This window comes from Methylobacter sp. BlB1 (assembly GCF_015476545.1).
Taxonomy (GTDB): domain Bacteria; phylum Pseudomonadota; class Gammaproteobacteria; order Methylococcales; family Methylomonadaceae; genus Methylobacter.
This window is the reverse complement of sequence record NZ_JADMKV010000013.1, coordinates 48,637-65,960: the sequence shown is the minus strand read 5'-3', so window position 1 is coordinate 65,960 and position 17,324 is coordinate 48,637. Positions and strand designations below refer to the sequence as shown.

The window sequence follows — 17,324 nt, the reverse complement described above, 5'->3', positions numbered from 1 at the left end:
GAACAGCGGTTTTATACCGTCGATCAGCGGTATAAAACCCAGCCTGACTTATTTAGCTATTTAAGCAGCCCTCTCAATCATTTTTTCGGCCTGCTCGGCGAATTGCTCCAGGTTGCCTTTTTTGACCGTTTCGACGGGAATCACCAGGGCCGTATTCAAATCGATATAGATGTAGACATAGCGGTTGCCGTATTCGACCCGCACCAGATCCTCCCATGCCATTTTGTGCTTGCCGCTGGGCGATTTCTCCAGCAGAAATTTGGGATTGGCCGGATCGATAGTCAAGGTGTAAGTGCCGAACATATTGACCTTTTCCTTGTCGGTATAATTAGTCAATATTTGCCGGCGCATGTCCCATATCATGATTTTCGGCGCAAAAATCGCCCATAGGAGGGCGAAAAGCAACACATAGCCGGCCGACATCTTGTCCCCATAATAGATATAATTGAAAAATGCCAGCAGCGTCATGATGGCCGGCACGATCAGCCGGTGCTTTCTGATATTTTTCTCCATCTCCCCGGATTTCGACAACCGTAACTCATTAAAGTGGATTAAATCCTGTTCGCGGAACTCGTATTCAATTTCTAGCATGATAATTTCTGATAAATTTAAAAATAAGGCGCTTAGTGCATTTTTATTTTTGCATGCGCACTGCGTCTGAACAGATTGGAGAGCGTCAGCATCGCCGTTCTGAAATAGCCGTGTATCGCCACCTGGTGCATTTTATACAATGAAAGGTAAACCACGCGCGCGATAAAGCCGCCAATGCTGACCGTACCCATCAAATTGCCCATCAGGTTGCCGACCGTGGTATATTTGCCCAATGAAACGAGCGAGCCGTAGTCCCGGTAAACATACTGGACCGGCACGCGGCCATTCAGCCGGTTGAGAATAGTTTTGTATAGCGTCGACGCCTGCTGGTGGGCTGCCTGAGCGCGGGGCGGGACATTTTCATCATGGCCGGCCCAAGGGCAGGCCGCGCAATCGCCCATCGCGAAAATATCATCATCGCTGGTCTTCAGGGTTTGATCAACCACCAACTGATTGATGTGATTGGTTTCCAGTCCATCCAACTGCTTCATCCAGTCCGGCGCTTTAATGCCTGCCGCCCAGACTTTAAGGTCGGCTTCGATCATTTCCCCGTCATGCGTCTTGATGCCTTCCTTGGTTACCTCGACCACGCGGCGGCCCATTTTCAGATCGATGCCCAACTTGACCAATTGCTGTTGCGTGGCAGTCGCCAGTTTGTTCGGCAAGGCCGGCAGCAGCTGGGTCGCGGCCTCGATGATGGTCAGCTTCACGTTGCTGGACTCATCCAGCCCATAAACGGCCAGCAGATCGGTGACTTCATGCAGTTGGGCCGACAGCTCAACTCCGGTTGCCCCGGCGCCGACAATGGCGATCGACAGCGGCTTATCGGCGGCGGTGTTGATGCTGGCATGGTTCTTCATATAAGCTTTAACGAGTTGTTTCTGGAACTTGTATGCCTGCGAAGTCGTATCCAGAAACATGCAGTGCTCAGCCACGCCTTTGATGTTGAACGTATTGCTGACGCTGCCGACCGACATGACCAGTGTGTCGTAGTTGAAAGTACGCCGTGGGATCAGTTCCTCGCCGTTATCGCCCAGGGTTGGGCTGACATAGATTTCCTTCTTCTTGCGGTCAAGCCCCTCCATCCGGCCCAGCCGGAAGCGAAAATGATTGCGATGCGCCTGGTTCAGATATTCGACTTCTTCGGTTTCGCCTAGCGTGCCGGCTGCTACCTCGTGCAGCAGCGGTTTCCAGATATGCGTCGATGAAGCATCCAGCAGCATGACTTCCGCCAGGCCTCTTTTGCCCAATTTATTGCCCAAACTGGTAGCAAGCTCAAGACCGGCCGCTCCGCCCCCCACAATCACTATTTTATGTTTCTCGTTATTATCAGCCATCACTATCCCCCAAATTATCTGCCTGAGCCGGACAGATTTAAAATAAACCTTACGTTATGCCACTGCGTCTGCCGAAAGGCGCCGCCTTTTTTACGGCATTATAGCGAATCAGTGCGCTGATGATTGATTTTGCTCATGCCCAATCCTGTTTTTAATCAAGCAAGCCGCCCCAATCTGTAATAAGATAACGCCAGTTTTTATTCCTGATGAGGCACGACCATGCGCCGTTTTATATTACTTAGCCTTATTGCCTTTCCGGCATTCGCCGTTGATGAGCGGCCGCCCCAACTCGAGGCCGTGCCGGAGGCACCTGAACCGCCTATGCCCGTGCAAAGCGGCGAAGAGATGGAACCTGATATCACCATTATCCGCAAAGGCAAGCAGACCATACAAGAATATCGCCGGGCCGGCAAACTTTATATGATCAAAGTGATACCGGATGTCGGCCCGCCTTACTATTTCATTGATAAGAATAATGACGGCGTAATGGATGTGCGCCGTGATGACGCGAACAGGGAAAGCAACATCAATATGTGGAAAATCCTGGAATGGTAAAAGTATAACCGGTGTCTGTTTATACGCCTGTAAACCGCCTGCAGCTCGAACAATTCTTCAGCACTTACAGTCTTGGCAAAGTCACCGGTTTTGAGGGGATTAAAGACGGGATAGAAAACACTAACTATTTTGTCACGACCACGCAGGGCCGTTTCATCCTGACCTTGTTCGAGTCGCTGGCGGCCGACGATCTGCCGCCCTTCATGGATTTAATGACGCATCTGGGCAGAAGCGAAATCGCGTGCCCTCGCCCTTTGCCCGACCGGCAAGCCAAGTCGCTACGCATCCTGAACAATAAGCCGGCCGCGCTGTTCAAGCGTCTGCTCGGCGCCGCCGTCGCTTCGCCGTCGATTGCGCATTGCCGTCAGATCGGCCTGCAGCTGGCGCGCCTGCATTGCGCTACGCAAGACTACGCGTTTCCGATCAAGAACAGCCGGGGGCTGAACTGGTGCGGGAGCGTGTTCGCGGAAATCGGGCCGTTCTTATGTCCGGCGGACCGGACTCTGATTGACGACGAATTGCGCATTCAGCTCCAAAACAGCACGGATCTTCTGCCGCGCGGCGTCATCCATGCCGATCTGTTCAGGGATAATGTCCTGTTCATGGACGGGCGGCTCAGCGGTCTGCTGGATTTCTACAGCGCCTGCACCGACGCGCTGCTGCTCGATATCGCGATCACGGCCAATGACTGGTGTTGCGATAACGGCATCATGAATCCTGAAAAAATCATGGCCCTACTATCGGCCTATGAAACATTGCGTCCGCTGGAACCGCAGGAAAGGCGGCACTGGCCACTCATGCTCAGAACCGCCGCGCTACGCTTCTGGTTATCGCGGCTGCATCATCGACTGCATCCGCGCTCAGGCGAAATAACCCAGCAGAAAGATCCGCTGGTTTTCCGGCATATCCTGGAACAGCACCGGCGGCTGGCCTCGGTCATTTCACTTCGGCCTGCAGCATGGCCATCATGCTTTCGGCCTGCCGTAGATACCCGCCGCCGAACAGATTCAGATGATTTAGAATGTGGTACAGATTGTACAGCGTCTTCCTGACGCTGTAGCCTTCATGCAAAGGCCAGGCTTCCTGGTAGGCGGCATAGAAATCGCGGCCGAATCCGCCGAACAGCTCGGTCATGGCCAGGTCGGCCTCCCGGTCGCCGTAGTAACAGGCCGGATCGAAAATCACCGGAAGCCCTTGCCTGTCCACGGCCGCATTACCGGCCCATAGGTCGCCATGAAGCAGGGAAGGCTCCGGCGCGTAGCCGCCAAATACGGCATCCAGATCGCCGAGAAGCCGCTCGCCGCTCGCTTGCAGCCGTCCGCCGTAACCGTTCGATGCCGCCAGTTTCAACTGAAAGCCCAGACGCTGCTCGCGCCAGAAATTCAGCCAGTCACTATATTGACCGTTGGGCTGCCGCGTGCTGCCGATCGTATTGTCGCGATGCCAGCCGAAATACGGCTGTTTTACGGCATGCAGGCTCGCAAGCTGCTGCCCCAACAGACGCTCGGACGCTTTGCTCGAGGGACCGAAGTCAATGTTTTCGAGCACCAGAAAGGCATGATTTGCCGTACTGCCGGCAGTGATGGCCGCAGGTACGCGCAGGGCTTGAGTTGATGCCAGCTCCTTGAGCCCTTCGAATTCGGCTTCAAACATAGCGGCCAGATCAGCGCGGTTGAGCTTCACGAAATAGGTTTCATCATGCCCTTTCAGCCGGTAGGCTGAATTGATGTCGCCACCGCTAACGACTTGCGATGACATGACCGTAAAAGCCTGTCCCGTTGCCGCCGCGATGTGTTCTGAAATAATCTGCCAGTTCATAATTTATCTACCACGTTTCTACACTTTATTTTTCAAAGACAGACCTTGTTGTTATTTGACCGCATCAGACATCGATAACGCCTGGCCGTCCTGCCTAAATGAACGAATGATGATCTGACCAGATAATAGCGCACATGCCGGAAGCGTGCAGAATTAACGATATCGACATGGCAAAGGCTCAAACGCGGCTACTTCAGACGACCCAATCCGGATTCATTTCGCATTCAATTCCATGGTTGTTTTTAAAGTTCAACAGTCCTTTAGTTTCAGTTAAAATCACGATTTTCTTATGATTTTAAAAGTTGACTTTATCCCCCGCCGGCATTCGCTGCAGGGCACAATCGGACAAATCTATAAAGCTGTATGCCTTTTATTACAATTCGGCTTATTATGTGAGTTGTTTTTATAACCATGCGTCCTAAGCATCACATGGTGGCTGACTCTATTTATTATGCTTCATGAAAAACTATAAATTACTACTATTATTACTGCTAAGCTCAGTTGTTGCAGGTTGCGGACAACCGGGTCCGCTTTATTTGCCGGACCAACAGCCGCCCATTCATGTAAAACCGGAAAAAGACAAATAACATGGATTATTTCAATTATCGAAATGACGAGCTATTCGCCGAAGATGTGGCAGTGCAGGATATCGTCTATAAATATGGCAGTCCCTGTTACATTTATTCCAGAGCCACATTGGAACGGCATTGGCACGCCTTTGATCGGGCTTTTGGTGACCAGCCGCATCTGATCTGCTATGCCGTCAAAGCCAACTCCAATATCGCTATTCTCAATTTGCTGGCCCGCCTGGGATCAGGCTTCGATATTGTTTCGCTGGGCGAAATGGAGCGCGTTCTTGCCGCCGGCGGCGATCCCGGAAAAATCGTGTTCTCGGGCGTCGGCAAACGCGAAGATGAAATTCTGGCCGCATTGAAAGTCGGCATACGCTGTTTTAATGTTGAAGTCAGCGACGAACTGGACCGGATTAATCGGCTTGCAGGGCAACTGGGCGTTATTGCGCCGGTGTCTTTCCGGGTCAATCCCGACGTCGACGCCAAAACCCATCCTTATATCTCGACCGGTCTTAAAGAAAACAAATTCGGCATCGACATCGAGCAGGCCCTGGGCGAATACCGGCGCGCGGCTGCCTTGCCTTATATCAACGTGGTTGGCATCGATTGCCATATCGGCTCGCAACTGACCGAGGCCCGGCCTTTCCTTGATGCGCTGGACCGCGTATTGAATCTGGTGTCAACCCTCAAAGCCGAAGGCATTGCTCTGCATCACCTGGACCTGGGCGGCGGGCTCGGCATCCGCTATAAGGACGAACAGCCGCCCGAACCGGCCGGCTACATCGGGGCTGTGCTGGAACGTCTGGGCGCCAACAATTTTGAAATTTTGGTGGAACCCGGCCGCGCCATCGTCGGCAATGCTGGCATTCTGGTTACACAGGTTGAATATCTCAAACCGACAGCCCACAAGAACTTCGCCATCGTCGATGCGGCCATGAACGATCTGGTGCGCCCTTCTTTATACAGCGCCTGGCAGGAGATCATCCCGGTCAAAAAGCAAAGCCAGGCGCCGGAGATGCGCTGGGATATCGTCGGCCCGGTTTGCGAAACGGGCGATTTCCTGGGCAAGGAACGCACGCTCAGAATCGCCCAGGGCGACTTATTGGCGGTACGGTCATCGGGCGCTTACGGATTCTCCATGAGCTCGAATTACAACTCCAGGCCGCGTGTCGCCGAACTGATGGTCGACGGAAATGATCTGCACTTGATCAGAGCAAGGGAAACGATCGCCCAACTTTGGGCCGGAGAGCAGCTGTTGCCATGAGCCATCGGCGCCGGAAACCAACCCATTTTCACTCTATCCCTTGAAGCACATAAATGATCAACTTCACTAAAATGCACGGCCTCGGCAATGACTTTGTCGTCATTGACGCCATCAATCAACACGTCGCCTTAAACGCAGAACAGATCAGGCAACTGTCTGACCGGCATTTCGGCATCGGCTTCGACCAGCTGCTTTTGGTCGAAAAACCGGTCAGCGCCAATGCCGACTTCAAGTACCGGATTTTCAACGCCGACGGCAGCGAAGTCGCCCAGTGCGGCAATGGCGCACGCTGTTTTGCCCGTTTCGTCCGCGACAAACAGTTGACCGATAAGGACGAGATACGCGTTGATACCAATTCGGGCCAACTGCTGCTGCATCTTGATGAAGATGATCTTGTTACGGTCAATATGGGCGTGCCCCGGCATGCACCCGACGAAATCCCTATGCTTGTCGAGGAAGAATCCAAATATTACACCGTAGCGGTAAACGGCACTGAGAGAGCATTTGGCGCTGTCTCGATGGGCAATCCGCATGCCGTTCTGCAAGTCAACGACTTAAAAACCGCGCCGGTGGCTGAATTGGGCAGTGAACTGGAGCGGCACCCGGTTTTCCCTGAGCGCGCCAATATCGGTTTTATGCAGGTGGTTGACCGCCAGCATATCAAGCTGCGCGTTTTCGAACGCGGCGCCGGCGAGACGCTGGCCTGCGGCAGCGGCGCTTGTGCCGCCGTGGTAATCGGCATCGAGCACAACCTGCTGGATCATGATGTTTTCGTGGAACTGCCGGGCGGCGAGTTGAAAATAAGCTGGTCAGGCCGCGGAGAGCCTGTATTCATGACGGGGCCGGCCGTCACCGTTTTCGATGGAACACTGGCGTTATGACCGTACAGCAAAACCCGGAACTGACTGCGGCTCAGGTTGCACAATACCTGCAGCGGCATCCGGAATTTTTTAGCGACCATCTGCAGCTGCTGGAAAAAATGCGCATCCCGCACCCCTGCGGCAGCGCCGTATCGTTGATTTCAAAACAGCTGGAGCTGTACAGAAACAAGCATCAGGAACAGGACAACCAGCTTAAGGCGCTCATTGAGATTGCCAGAGACAACGACACATCCCTCAGCCGCATGCACAAGCTTACCCTGGCTTTGCTGGATGCGTCCACGCTGGAGGAAGCCATCGCCAATCTTGAGATGGTCTTGTCCGACTATTTTCTGACCGATTTTGTCGCGATTCGCATCATTAAGCACAAGCCGGACGCGTCGATCGCCAATCTGTTCATCGCACCGGACAGCGTAGACTTGAAACCCTTCACAAAGGAACTGGCCGCCAATCAACCCAAATGCGGCCGTCCGACACTGGCGCAGGCTAAAGTGCTGTTCGGCGAGGCCGCGCCGGACGTCAAATCCTGCGCTATCATTCCCATGGTCTTTACCGAGCTCGAAGGTATCGTGGCCATCGGCAGCCGGGAAGAGAGCCGGTTTCATTACAGCATGGGCAACCTGTTTCTGACTCAAATGAGTGAAATCATCGGCACCCGGCTTATTTCACTGCTTGCCGCCTGATTTTTATGCGTACCGATGCCGAGCGTGCGTTAACGGCCTTTTTAGACCAGCTCCAGGTTGAGGCACGCGCCTCCGAACACACGATAAAAAGCTACCGGCGGGATATCGGACATTTGATCCGCTATTGCAAGAGCAAAGCTATCGATCATTGGATCGATCTCAAGCAAAACGATATCAGAGCACACATCGCAGGCCGGCACCGTCAGGGCATCAGCAGTAAGAGCCTGCAGCGCGAACTGTCGGCAATCCGCAGTTTTTATAACTTCCTGTTGAAGAAACGTCTGGCCGAAAGCAATCCGGCCCAGTATGTCAAAGCGCCCAAACAAAGCAGAAAACTGCCCAAGACGCTGGATGTGGACCAGATCAGCGGCCTGCTGGAAGCGGGAACCAGTTCAGTGCTGGAAATACGCGATCTGGCCATGTTCGAATTATTCTATTCTTCCGGCCTGCGCCTGAGCGAATTGGCCGCCTTGAACCTGGCCGACATTGATCTGCCCGATCGCTCGCTGGTCGTGCGCTCCGGTAAAGGCGGAAAATCGAGGCTGCTGCCTATCGGCGGCAAGGCCGTCAGCGCGCTTGAGAACTGGCTGGCTCAGCGTTTAAAGATGGCTGCCGCCGCCGAGTCCGCATTATTCGTTTCCAGCTGCGGCACGAGACTGGGCCCGCGCAGCATTCAGTTAAGACTGGCGCAGTGGTGCCGGAAAAAAGGCATCGCCGAACACCTGCATCCGCATATGCTCCGGCATTCTTTTGCCAGCCATCTGCTCGAATCCAGCCAGGACCTGAGAGCCGTGCAGGAACTGCTCGGACACAGCAATATCAGTACGACACAGATCTATACGCATCTGGATTTCCAACATCTGGCTGAAGTCTACGATAAAGCCCATCCGAGAGCCAAAAAAAAATCATAACGGGCCATTGCTTGGTCAGCAAATATTTAAAAAATCTGCTACCATGTGGGCTAATTTTAGTAGACAAAGTAATCTGTTTTATCACGCAGACACTCTATCTTTACGGGACACCTGAAAAATGGCGGCAAGCGATACACTGCAAGATGTAAAATCTAAAGGAATACTCTGGGGCTTCGGCGTATTAGTCCTGGTGGTACTAGTTGTTCTATTCATCCTGGGTGCCTGGTGGGGAAGTGAACCGGATCAGTTCAATGTACAGGAAGAAGCGCTGGAAAGGGCAAAAGAAACCAATACTACTGAAATGCCTTTAGGCTATACCTATGCCAACACGTTGGCTCACATCGCTGATGTCCTGCTGCATAAATCCGGCGGCTATATCACCAATGACGTTGCGCCTCCCGGCGTATTGCTGGATAACATTTCCAGCTGGGAATTTGGCGCCCTGGTCATGCTGCGCGATGCCACATCGGCATTAAGAAACCATTTTGCCCGAGATCAATCGCAATCGGCCGAAGATGCCGATCTGGCGGTCGCGGAGCCTTACTTCTACTACGAACACAATTCGTGGGCTTTGCCGTCAACGGAAGCGGAATATGAAAAAGGCATCGAGGCGCTGCATAAGTATATGTTGCGCCTGCAAAAATACGGCGGCCCCGTGAAGCGTGGGCAGTTCTATGCCCGAGCCGACAACTTGGCGCAATACGTGGAAGTGGTGATCAAGCGTCTGGGTGGTTTGTCCACGCGCCTGAGCGCCAGCGTGGCTGGTGCGGAAATCATACCCGGCTTGGCAGTGCTTGAACCGGGCACTGCTGAAACCGGCGTTACAGGCGAGGCCCGTGAAACCAAAACTGTGCCGATAGTAGCCCAGACCCCATGGCTGGAGATCGATAACGTTTTCTACGAAGCCCGCGGCGCCAGCTGGGCCCTGCTGCATATCCTCCGGGCCATCAAGCATGATTTCCATGACATCCTGCTGGATAAACGCGCCATGAATACGGTCGACATCATGATCAAATCCTTTGAAAACGCACTGGCTCCAATCCTGAGCCCCATGGTTTTGAATGGCAGCGGCTATGGCCTGTTCGCGAACTATTCATTGTCCCTGGCAACCTATATCGCGCGCGCCAATGCGGCAGCATTGGACTTGCGTGACATCATGAACCGGGGGTAATGCCGATCATGCAAGAGCAAATCAACGAAAACCTGAAAAAGCTCGGCACTTGGAAACGGATTTTCTTTATACTGATTTTTGCAGCCATCATCACCCTGGTCAGAATGCTGCTGTGGGCGATTATCGCGCTGCAAGTCGCCTCCATGCTGTTGACCGGCAAAGTCAACAGCAACGTCCTCAATTTCGGACGCAGCCTTTCGGCTTACACCTACCATATCCTGCTGTTTCTGACTTTCAATACCGATACACTGCCTTTCCCTTTCTCGGACTGGCAGATGACTGAAGAGATGAACCTGCCCGAGCCGAGGGATTCAAAAAAATAACCCGCCATGGATCGTATCCGCAAAATCATTCATATCGATATGGATGCTTTTTTTGCGGCCATCGAGCAACGGGATTTTCCCAAATACCGGAACAAGCCGCTGATTGTCGGCGGCCCCCCCGACACACGAGGCGTCGTTGCCACCTGCAGCTATGAGGCCAGACAGTACGGCATCCATTCGGCCATGCCTTCATCGCAGGCTTACCGTTTGTGCCCGCAGGCTATTTTTGTCAAACCCCGCTTCGAAGCCTATCGGGAAGCGTCGCAAACCATTCGAAAAATATTTGCCGGCTATACCGAACTGGTCGAACCGCTGTCGCTTGACGAAGCTTATCTGGATGTCAGCGATACTCAATTGCACCAGGGGTCGGCCACGCTCATAGCCAAAGCCATCAAGGCCGCAATTAAACAGGAAACCGGCCTGATTGCCTCGGCCGGCATTTCTTACAATAAGTTTCTGGCCAAAATTGCTTCGGATATGGACAAGCCGGACGGGCTTTATCTGATCACGCCGGAACAGGGCGCGCGCTTCGTCGAACAGCTCACTATCGATAAATTCCACGGCATCGGCAAAGCGACAGCGCAGAAAATGCAGGCGTTGGGCATACAGACCGGCAAGGATTTAAGAAACTTGCCGCTGGCAGCGTTACAGCAGCATTTCGGCAAATCGGCCCGCCATTATTACAACATCTGCCGAGGCATTGACAACCGCCCCGTTAACAGCCATAGGATCAGTAAATCGGTGGGTGTAGAGACGACTTTTCAGCGGGACATTACCGCCAGACAGGAGGTCATCGCGCAACTGCATGGACTGCTGGAAAAAGCCCTGGTAAGAGCCGCCGAGAAACAGCTGGTCGCCTATACTTTAACCGTCAAAATCAAATACCACGACTTTGTCCAGATCACGCGCAGTCGAACCCTGCCCCACGCGGTGACAACCACATCGGGCACGCTTGCGATCCTGGAAGATTTATTGCGCAATACTGACATTGGCGCACGCAGAGTACGGCTGCTTGGCGTTACGCTGTCATCGCTGGAAAACCGGTCCAGGCTGACGCATTTCCAGCAAACGGACTTGTTTAACTGAGCCGCTACAAATCTGAATCCGGTTCATCGTCAACCGATTCGTCATCAGCTGATTTATAGTCTTCGAACTCAAACACTTCTTTCAGATAGCGGTACAGTAGGCGCGAAGATCTGGGAGGCTTGCCCGCTGCGGCTTCCTTCTGGGCATTGCGCAACAGCTGCCTTAACTGCTGCCGGTCCGCCTGCGGCTGCTCATCAAGCAGTTCGGCCAGCGCCTCGTTGCCTTCTGCAATCAATCTGTCCCGCCAGCGCTCGATGATATGATGCTCCCTGACCGCATGCGCACTTTTGCTCTTGATGCGGGCCAGTCCTTCCTGAATGGGTTCTATATCGATTTTATGCAGCTGGCCGGCAATAAATTTCAGCTGCCGTTTTCTCGCACCTTTTGGCGGCATGCCTGCAACCTGGACGATAGCTTTATGGAGATTTTCAGGCAGCTCAAAAGTTTTTAATTGCGCCTCAGGCAAACCCGACAATTCTTCACCCAAAGCGAAAAGAGCGGCCATATCGCGCTTTTGCTGCGACTTGTTGGGGCGGACCGCATAATACTCCACCTCCTCGTCTTCATCGTATTCGTACCCGTATTCTTCCTCGTATTCGTATTCTTCTTCACTCATCTGATCTAAACCACTACCATTAAAAAAACCACAAACAGCACGACAAAGCCCAAAGGCACCAGCACTGCCTTCCAGTCTGCCGGCGCTTTTCTGCTTTGCTCGAGTGATGCCTTAATCCCGGGCCGCATCCAGAAAATAATCAGCAGCGCCAGAATGCCCAACAATAGATTTTCCCAGCTTGAAAATGCTTCCATCTCTGCCTCGCCGTATAAATAACGCCTACTTTACCACAGGCTGCTTAATCACTTTCCATGCTTCTATTTTTTGTGCCAAATTCAAAGACGCATGGGCTGGACTTGTTGAAGGCAAACGCTGATATTCAAGATAGGTAAAACGTTGATCCAGGCTTGGCAGAATATATTTTTTATAGACCTTTTCGGCCATGCCGCCATTGAAGAATACGTGCCTGATAAACTTATGCTCGCTAAAAAAGCCGACAAAGTCATTGGTTTTTATCGATGCCCACGCTATATTCGAATCCAGGCTGCCCTGCCGCTGACAGCTTTGCAGCACATCCCAGACCGCTACCTTGTTCTCCATCAGAATAACCTTACGCCGCTCATAATCAAGATCAGGAGAAGCGCCGAACAATGCGCCCATGATCGGCCAGAATGCATTACTGGGATGGCCGTAATACTGTTGCTTAAGCAGTGAGATTTCGCTGGGCATGGACCCCAGAATCAACACCTGCGCACCCCTGGAAACAATCGGAGCGAATCCTCTAATATCAGTCATACTCATTCTATAAATTTTAATTTTAGCCCGGCAATTTTGCGCGATAATACGCTCTCGTCAATTTTATAGAGTATCTGTTACGCATGTGGTTTAAAAATCTTAGCATTTTTCGTCTCACCGAAGATTTCACCTTATCTCCAGCTGAACTGGAGCAAAAACTTGAGCAAATGGCATTTCGTCCTTGTGGCAATCATGAGGAATTCTCCTTTGGCTGGACCGCTCCTTTGGGCAATGCTTCAGCACAACTGGTGCACACTGCGAACGGTTTTATGATGCTGTGCGGGAAAAAAGAAGAAAAAGTGCTGCCGGCTGCCGTAGTCAATGACATGCTGCAGGAAAAAATCCTGGAAGCGGAGGACCAGCAGGGCCGAAAATTAGCCAAAAAGGAACGTACCGCCATCAAAGACGAATTGATCTTTGAGCTGTTGCCCAGGGCATTCAGCTTTTCGCGCAAAACCTACGCCTATATCGATCCCAAAGGCGGCTGGCTGATCATTGACGCCGCCTCGGCCAAAAAGGCAGAGGACCTGCTCAGCAACCTGCGTAAATGCCTGGGTTCATTGCCGGCCGTGCCGCCCAATACGGTGGAAAAACCGGTTTTTACCATGACTCAGTGGCTGATCAATCATCAAACACCGGCCGATATTACGATTGAAGACGAATGTGAGCTGCGCTCACCCGAAGAGGAAGGCGGCATCATCCGCTGCAAGCGCCATGATCTGACGCTTCCGGAGATCAAAAACCATCTCGATACCGGCAAGGAAGCGATTAAATTGGCCATTACTTGGGATGACCGGCTTTCCTTTGTTATTGATGAGCATCTGTCCATCAAGCGCCTGCGCTTTCTTGATTTGATCCAGGATCAGGTTGCCGATATCGAAGCCCACGACGAAGCCGAACAATTCGATGTGGACTTTTCGATTATGTCATTGGAACTGGCGAACTTTTTGCCCCGTCTTATGGAATTATTCGGCGGAGAAAATAAAGCATGACCCATCTAACGACCGTCCTGATTCCTAAAAGATATCTTATGCCGTCTTTTATCCGCAGGCTGGTCGTATTATTACTGCTGATATCCAGCTTCCCTGCTTCAGCCACAACGTATGAACTGCCCGATAGCCCGGGCGACAGCCTGATCGGCGATCCATCAGCCGGCGAACTTTACACCACGGCCAACCATGAAGATACACTGCTCGATATCGCCCGGCATTATGATATGGGACAGCTCGAAATCCTGCTGCTTAACCCGGACGTGGACAGATGGCTGCCGGGCCAGGACACCCGGGTGCAATTGTCCAATCAGCGCTTATTGCCCGACACGCCCAGGAAAGGCCTGACGCTGAACCTTCCTGAATACCGCATGTATTATTTTCCCAGAAACGCGGAAGGTGAGAGCGGAATCGTCAAAACCTTTCCGCACAGCATCGGCCGCGTGGATTGGCGAACACCGTTAGGCCGAACAACAATTGTCCGTAAAACTGAAAACCCGACCTGGACACCGCCGGCATCGATCAGAGCGGAACATGCCGCCAAGGGAGATATTCTGCCGGCATTCATACCGGCCGGGCCCGACAATCCTCTAGGACTGTTCGCGATGTATCTCGGCGTAAAGGGCTATTTAATCCACGGCACCAATAAACCTTTCGGCGTCGGCATGAGGGTCAGCCATGGCTGCATTCGCATGTATCCGGAAGATATTGAAGAACTGTACCCGGAAATAGAGATAGGCACGCCAATCTATATTGTCAACCAACCGGTTAAGGTCGGCTGGCATCAGGATACGCTGTATATAGAAGTTCATCCGACTTTGGCTGAAACTGAAGCGGAAGACGAAAATGGAACCACTCCCAAACAGACGGAAAAAAAATACCTGGCACGCCTGGAGCTGGCGCTAAAATTGATTGAACGCGCCAACAACAATCAAATGCCGGTCCTTGATGGTGCGACACTGAAAAAGGCTCTGCAAATGCATAATGGCATCCCTGTCGCCATTTATAAGCGTCCTTCCATGACGGAAGCCGGCCCCGCACCTTCTTTAATCCCATAAAAAAAGCCCGCTGGGAAAAAATCCCAGTGGGCTCTCTCTATGCATCAAAAAATGATGAATTATTTCATCATTGATTTTTTGAACATACGATCCAGTTTGCTGTTAGTGTCTTGAGCGTATTGAGCAGCGCGGTTAGCAGCTTGTTCTGCATCAGCAGCTTTTGCAGCCGCATCAGCAGCAGCACGTTGTGCGCTGGCAGCATCAGCTGAAGCTTGAGAAACTTTAGAATTCAAACCATCAATTTGTGATTGCAGGTTATCGATATCTGAGTTAGTGGCGCAACCAACAACCAGAGTAGCAGCCATAGCGATCATTGATAATTTAATTACTTTTTTCATATTATTTTTCCTTATTTCAAAGTTGTTACTACGTAAAGAGTACTTCCAAATTAGATTCTACACTATTTTCAAGCTTTTTTCCAGCTTTAAGTTAGTTTCTCCCATTATTCCCTTATCTATCCATTGACTATTTTATCCTGACCATTGTCCCTTTATCTATCCAATGACTCAAATGATCAATCTGACTGTTGGTCAAGGCGATGCAGCCATGTGTCCAATTCATCATTTTATGGATTTTTTCATCGGCCCGACCTAAGCCATGAATGCCTATCCGTCCGCCTAATGGGGTATTTTGCGGAGGCACTTGATTGTGCTTGTGAGCGTATACGATACTGTTATAGGTGACGCGATTTATCAATCCCTGCTCCAGCGCTTTCCCAGCATCTTCTACGGAAGGATAGGTTAAACCAAAAAATTTTTTAAAGGCGCTCTGCTCACCGACCCAGCCGATCCTGTAATCACCAAAAGGCGTGATATTATCGCCTCGATGATGCTTAAAGCCCGCGCCGCCCTGGCCGATCGCAATACCGTCGAGGGTTTCAAGCGTCTTCTCGCCTTTTTTGACTTCAATCTTTAGCGCGCTCGTATCCACCAGCAGCCATATATCCTCAGCGGCAGATACAACCGTAGCACAACAACTACAATAGAGTAATAAATAAATTCGCCACATAAATAATCTACACTAGAATAAAGGTTTCCATACTTAAGCTCATCAGGATAATTGTCGCACTAAGGCAAAAATATGCAAATAGAAACGATCACTACCCACCCCTATAACGATCAGAACCCGGGCACATCCGGACTTCGAAAAAAAGTTAAAGTATTTCAGCAGCCGGGCTATCTGGAAAATTTCATCCAGTCCATCTTCGATTCTTTGGACGACTTTGCCGGCAAAAAACTCGTGCTCGGCGGTGATGGTCGGTATTTTAATCGAACCGCCATACAAATCATCATTAAAATGGCGGCAGCCAATGGATTCGGCGAATTGATCATCGGCCAGGGCGGATTACTGTCCACACCTGCGGCATCGCATCTGATCAGAAAAAACAAGGCCTTCGGCGGCCTGATCCTTTCCGCCAGCCATAACCCGGGCGGTCCTGACGAAGATTTCGGCATTAAATACAATGCCGATAACGGCGGCCCCGCACCGGCAAAATATACACAGGCCTTTTTTCAGCGCAGCCAGTCTATCGACGATTACAGAATCGCAACCATGGCCGATGTAGACCTGGACAGCATCGGCACACAGCAGATCGGCGACATTAAAATCACGATTGTTGATCCGGTAAGCGATTATGCCGAACTGATGCAGTCGATTTTCGATTTTCCGCTGCTGAAGCAAAGCATCAGCTCCGGCTATATCAGCTTGTGCTTCGACGCCATGCACGCCATTACCGGCCCATATGCCCAAAGAATACTGGAAGACATGCTGAGCGCGCAACCCGGTTCGGTCATCAACGCCGAGCCGCTGGAGGATTTCGGCGGCCATCATCCCGATCCTAATCTGGCGCACGCGCAGGAACTGGCCGAGAAAATGTTCAGCCCTGCCGCGCCGACTTTTGGCGCCGCTTCCGACGGCGATGGCGACCGCAATATGATCATGGGCGACCATTTCTTTGTCACGCCCAGCGACAGCCTCGCCATTATGGCTGCCAATGCGCATCTGATTCCGGCCTATGCCAAAGGCCTGAGCGGCGTTGCGCGCTCGATGCCGACCAGCCAGGCCGTCGACCGTGTCGCGGCCAAATATGGCATTCCCTGCTATGAAACGCCGACCGGCTGGAAGTTCTTCGGCAATCTGCTCGATGCGGGCAAAATCACGATCTGCGGCGAAGAGAGCTTCGGCACCGGCTCCAATCATGTGCGAGAAAAAGACGGGGTATGGGCCGTGCTGTTCTGGCTGAACCTGATCGCCAGGAGACGCCAGCCGGTTGCCGATATTGTGCATGAGCACTGGCAGAAATTCGGCCGCGACATCTACAGCCGCCACGACTATGAAACCGTAGCCAGCGACATCGCCAACGATATTATTGAGCATCTCAGGTCTCTGTTGCCGACACTGGCAGGCCGGTCATTTGGCGAATATGTCGTCAAGTATGCGGATGAATTCAGCTACCAGGACCCGATAGATGACAGCATTACCGAGAACCAGGGTGTCCGCATCGGCTTTGAAAACGGTTCCCGCATTGTATTCCGCCTGTCGGGCACCGGCACGGTCGGCGCCACGTTGAGAATCTACCTGGAACGCTTCGAGGTCAATCCTGACAGGCACGATCAGGATGCGCAAGTCGCGCTGGCCGATTTGATCGATCTCGCCGAACAGCTTTGCGAGGTTAAAAAACGCACCGGCCGGACCGGACCGACGGTTATCACTTGAGCCAGTTCAAGGTGCAGGGTTC

21 protein-coding genes are annotated in these 17,324 nt (G+C 52.1%); 13 read left to right on the top strand and 8 right to left on the bottom strand.

The annotated features are described in order from the left end of the window. Positions 1–60: 60 nt before the first annotated feature. Together IT781_RS07295 and IT781_RS07290 are read right to left on the bottom strand one after the other, a co-directional pair. On the bottom strand, positions 61–591 hold the full coding sequence (locus tag IT781_RS07295; protein WP_194969484.1) for a YcxB family protein: 531 nt from the start codon (positions 589–591) through the stop codon (positions 61–63). Positions 592–623: 32 nt separating this feature from the next. After that, positions 624–1,928 (bottom strand): NAD(P)/FAD-dependent oxidoreductase, encoded by a 1,305-nt coding sequence (locus IT781_RS07290; RefSeq protein ID WP_194969483.1) that lies wholly within the window; start codon positions 1,926–1,928, stop codon positions 624–626. A 219-nt stretch (positions 1,929–2,147) separates the two neighbouring features. Here IT781_RS07290 and IT781_RS07285 point away from each other — a divergent pair, with 219 nt between their 5' ends. Next, the gene (locus IT781_RS07285; RefSeq protein ID WP_194969482.1) at positions 2,148–2,483 is read left to right on the top strand and encodes a DUF2782 domain-containing protein; all 336 of its coding nucleotides are present in this window, start codon (positions 2,148–2,150) and stop codon (positions 2,481–2,483) included. An 11-nt stretch (positions 2,484–2,494) separates the two neighbouring features. Then, the gene (locus IT781_RS07280; protein WP_194969481.1) at positions 2,495–3,535 is read left to right on the top strand and encodes a homoserine kinase; all 1,041 of its coding nucleotides are present in this window, start codon (positions 2,495–2,497) and stop codon (positions 3,533–3,535) included. Here IT781_RS07280 and IT781_RS07275 read toward each other — a convergent pair. Then, positions 3,420–4,301, bottom strand: coding sequence for a fructosamine kinase family protein (locus IT781_RS07275; RefSeq protein WP_194969480.1), 882 nt, complete (start codon positions 4,299–4,301; stop codon positions 3,420–3,422). The genes IT781_RS07280 and IT781_RS07275 overlap by 116 nt on opposite strands. Positions 4,302–4,759: 458 nt before the next feature. On the opposite strand from IT781_RS07275, the gene IT781_RS22260 reads away from it, so the two are divergent. The 8 genes from IT781_RS22260 (at position 4,760) to dinB (ending at position 11,189) form a co-directional block, all read left to right on the top strand. Next, entirely contained in the window at positions 4,760–4,888 is a 129-nt protein-coding gene (locus IT781_RS22260) for a lipoprotein (protein ID WP_228778987.1), read from the top strand. Between the two features lies 1 nt (position 4,889). After that, on the top strand, positions 4,890–6,137 hold the full coding sequence (gene lysA, locus IT781_RS07270; RefSeq protein WP_194969479.1) for a diaminopimelate decarboxylase: 1,248 nt from the start codon (positions 4,890–4,892) through the stop codon (positions 6,135–6,137). Positions 6,138–6,190: 53 nt separating this feature from the next. Then, positions 6,191–7,018 carry a diaminopimelate epimerase gene (gene dapF / locus IT781_RS07265; protein WP_194969478.1) on the top strand — a complete coding sequence of 276 codons (828 nt, stop codon included), beginning with the start codon at positions 6,191–6,193 and terminating at the stop codon, positions 7,016–7,018. Further along, on the top strand, positions 7,015–7,698 hold the full coding sequence (locus IT781_RS07260) for a DUF484 family protein (RefSeq protein ID WP_194969477.1): 684 nt from the start codon (positions 7,015–7,017) through the stop codon (positions 7,696–7,698). The genes dapF and IT781_RS07260 overlap by 4 nt, the downstream gene beginning before the upstream one ends. Positions 7,699–7,703: 5 nt before the next feature. Next, positions 7,704–8,609 carry a tyrosine recombinase XerC gene (gene xerC / locus IT781_RS07255; protein WP_194969476.1) on the top strand — a complete coding sequence of 302 codons (906 nt, stop codon included), beginning with the start codon at positions 7,704–7,706 and terminating at the stop codon, positions 8,607–8,609. A gap of 118 nt (positions 8,610–8,727) precedes the next feature. Next, positions 8,728–9,780, top strand: coding sequence for a DUF2333 family protein (locus IT781_RS07250; RefSeq protein ID WP_194969475.1), 1,053 nt, complete (start codon positions 8,728–8,730; stop codon positions 9,778–9,780). 8 nt (positions 9,781–9,788) lie between these two features. Further along, on the top strand, positions 9,789–10,103 hold the full coding sequence (locus IT781_RS07245) for a DUF4389 domain-containing protein (protein WP_194969474.1): 315 nt from the start codon (positions 9,789–9,791) through the stop codon (positions 10,101–10,103). A gap of 6 nt (positions 10,104–10,109) precedes the next feature. Further along, positions 10,110–11,189 carry a DNA polymerase IV gene (gene dinB / locus IT781_RS07240; RefSeq protein WP_194969473.1) on the top strand — a complete coding sequence of 360 codons (1,080 nt, stop codon included), beginning with the start codon at positions 10,110–10,112 and terminating at the stop codon, positions 11,187–11,189. Positions 11,190–11,193: 4 nt separating this feature from the next. On the opposite strand, the gene yjgA is transcribed toward dinB, so the two are convergent. From yjgA to IT781_RS07225, 3 genes are read right to left on the bottom strand one after another with little or no spacing between them, the layout of a single operon-like run. After that, complete coding sequence (gene yjgA / locus IT781_RS07235) at positions 11,194–11,805, bottom strand: ribosome biogenesis factor YjgA (RefSeq protein WP_194969472.1); 612 nt, start codon at positions 11,803–11,805, stop codon at positions 11,194–11,196. A gap of 5 nt (positions 11,806–11,810) precedes the next feature. Beyond that, entirely contained in the window at positions 11,811–11,999 is a 189-nt protein-coding gene (locus IT781_RS07230) for a hypothetical protein (RefSeq protein ID WP_194969471.1), read from the bottom strand. A 25-nt stretch (positions 12,000–12,024) separates the two neighbouring features. Further along, positions 12,025–12,540, bottom strand: coding sequence for a DNA-deoxyinosine glycosylase (locus IT781_RS07225; protein WP_194969470.1), 516 nt, complete (start codon positions 12,538–12,540; stop codon positions 12,025–12,027). 83 nt (positions 12,541–12,623) lie between these two features. Between IT781_RS07225 and rdgC the strand changes: the two genes are divergently transcribed. After that, positions 12,624–13,532, top strand: a complete 909-nt coding sequence (gene rdgC / locus IT781_RS07220; protein ID WP_194969469.1) for a recombination-associated protein RdgC — start codon at positions 12,624–12,626, stop codon at positions 13,530–13,532. Continuing rightward, positions 13,529–14,587 carry a L,D-transpeptidase family protein gene (locus IT781_RS07215; protein WP_228778986.1) on the top strand — a complete coding sequence of 353 codons (1,059 nt, stop codon included), beginning with the start codon at positions 13,529–13,531 and terminating at the stop codon, positions 14,585–14,587. Before rdgC ends, IT781_RS07215 begins: the two co-directional genes overlap by 4 nt. Positions 14,588–14,646: 59 nt before the next feature. Here the strand turns inward: IT781_RS07215 and IT781_RS07210 are convergent, their stop codons facing one another. Together IT781_RS07210 and IT781_RS07205 are read right to left on the bottom strand one after the other, a co-directional pair. Beyond that, positions 14,647–14,925 (bottom strand): Lpp/OprI family alanine-zipper lipoprotein, encoded by a 279-nt coding sequence (locus tag IT781_RS07210; RefSeq protein ID WP_194969468.1) that lies wholly within the window; start codon positions 14,923–14,925, stop codon positions 14,647–14,649. A 127-nt stretch (positions 14,926–15,052) separates the two neighbouring features. Next, a complete protein-coding gene (locus IT781_RS07205) occupies positions 15,053–15,595 on the bottom strand; it encodes a L,D-transpeptidase (RefSeq protein WP_194969467.1) in 543 nt (180 codons plus the stop codon). Positions 15,596–15,667: 72 nt separating this feature from the next. Here IT781_RS07205 and IT781_RS07200 point away from each other — a divergent pair, with 72 nt between their 5' ends. Next, complete coding sequence (locus tag IT781_RS07200) at positions 15,668–17,302, top strand: alpha-D-glucose phosphate-specific phosphoglucomutase (protein ID WP_194969466.1); 1,635 nt, start codon at positions 15,668–15,670, stop codon at positions 17,300–17,302. The last annotated feature ends 22 nt before the right edge of the window (positions 17,303–17,324 follow it).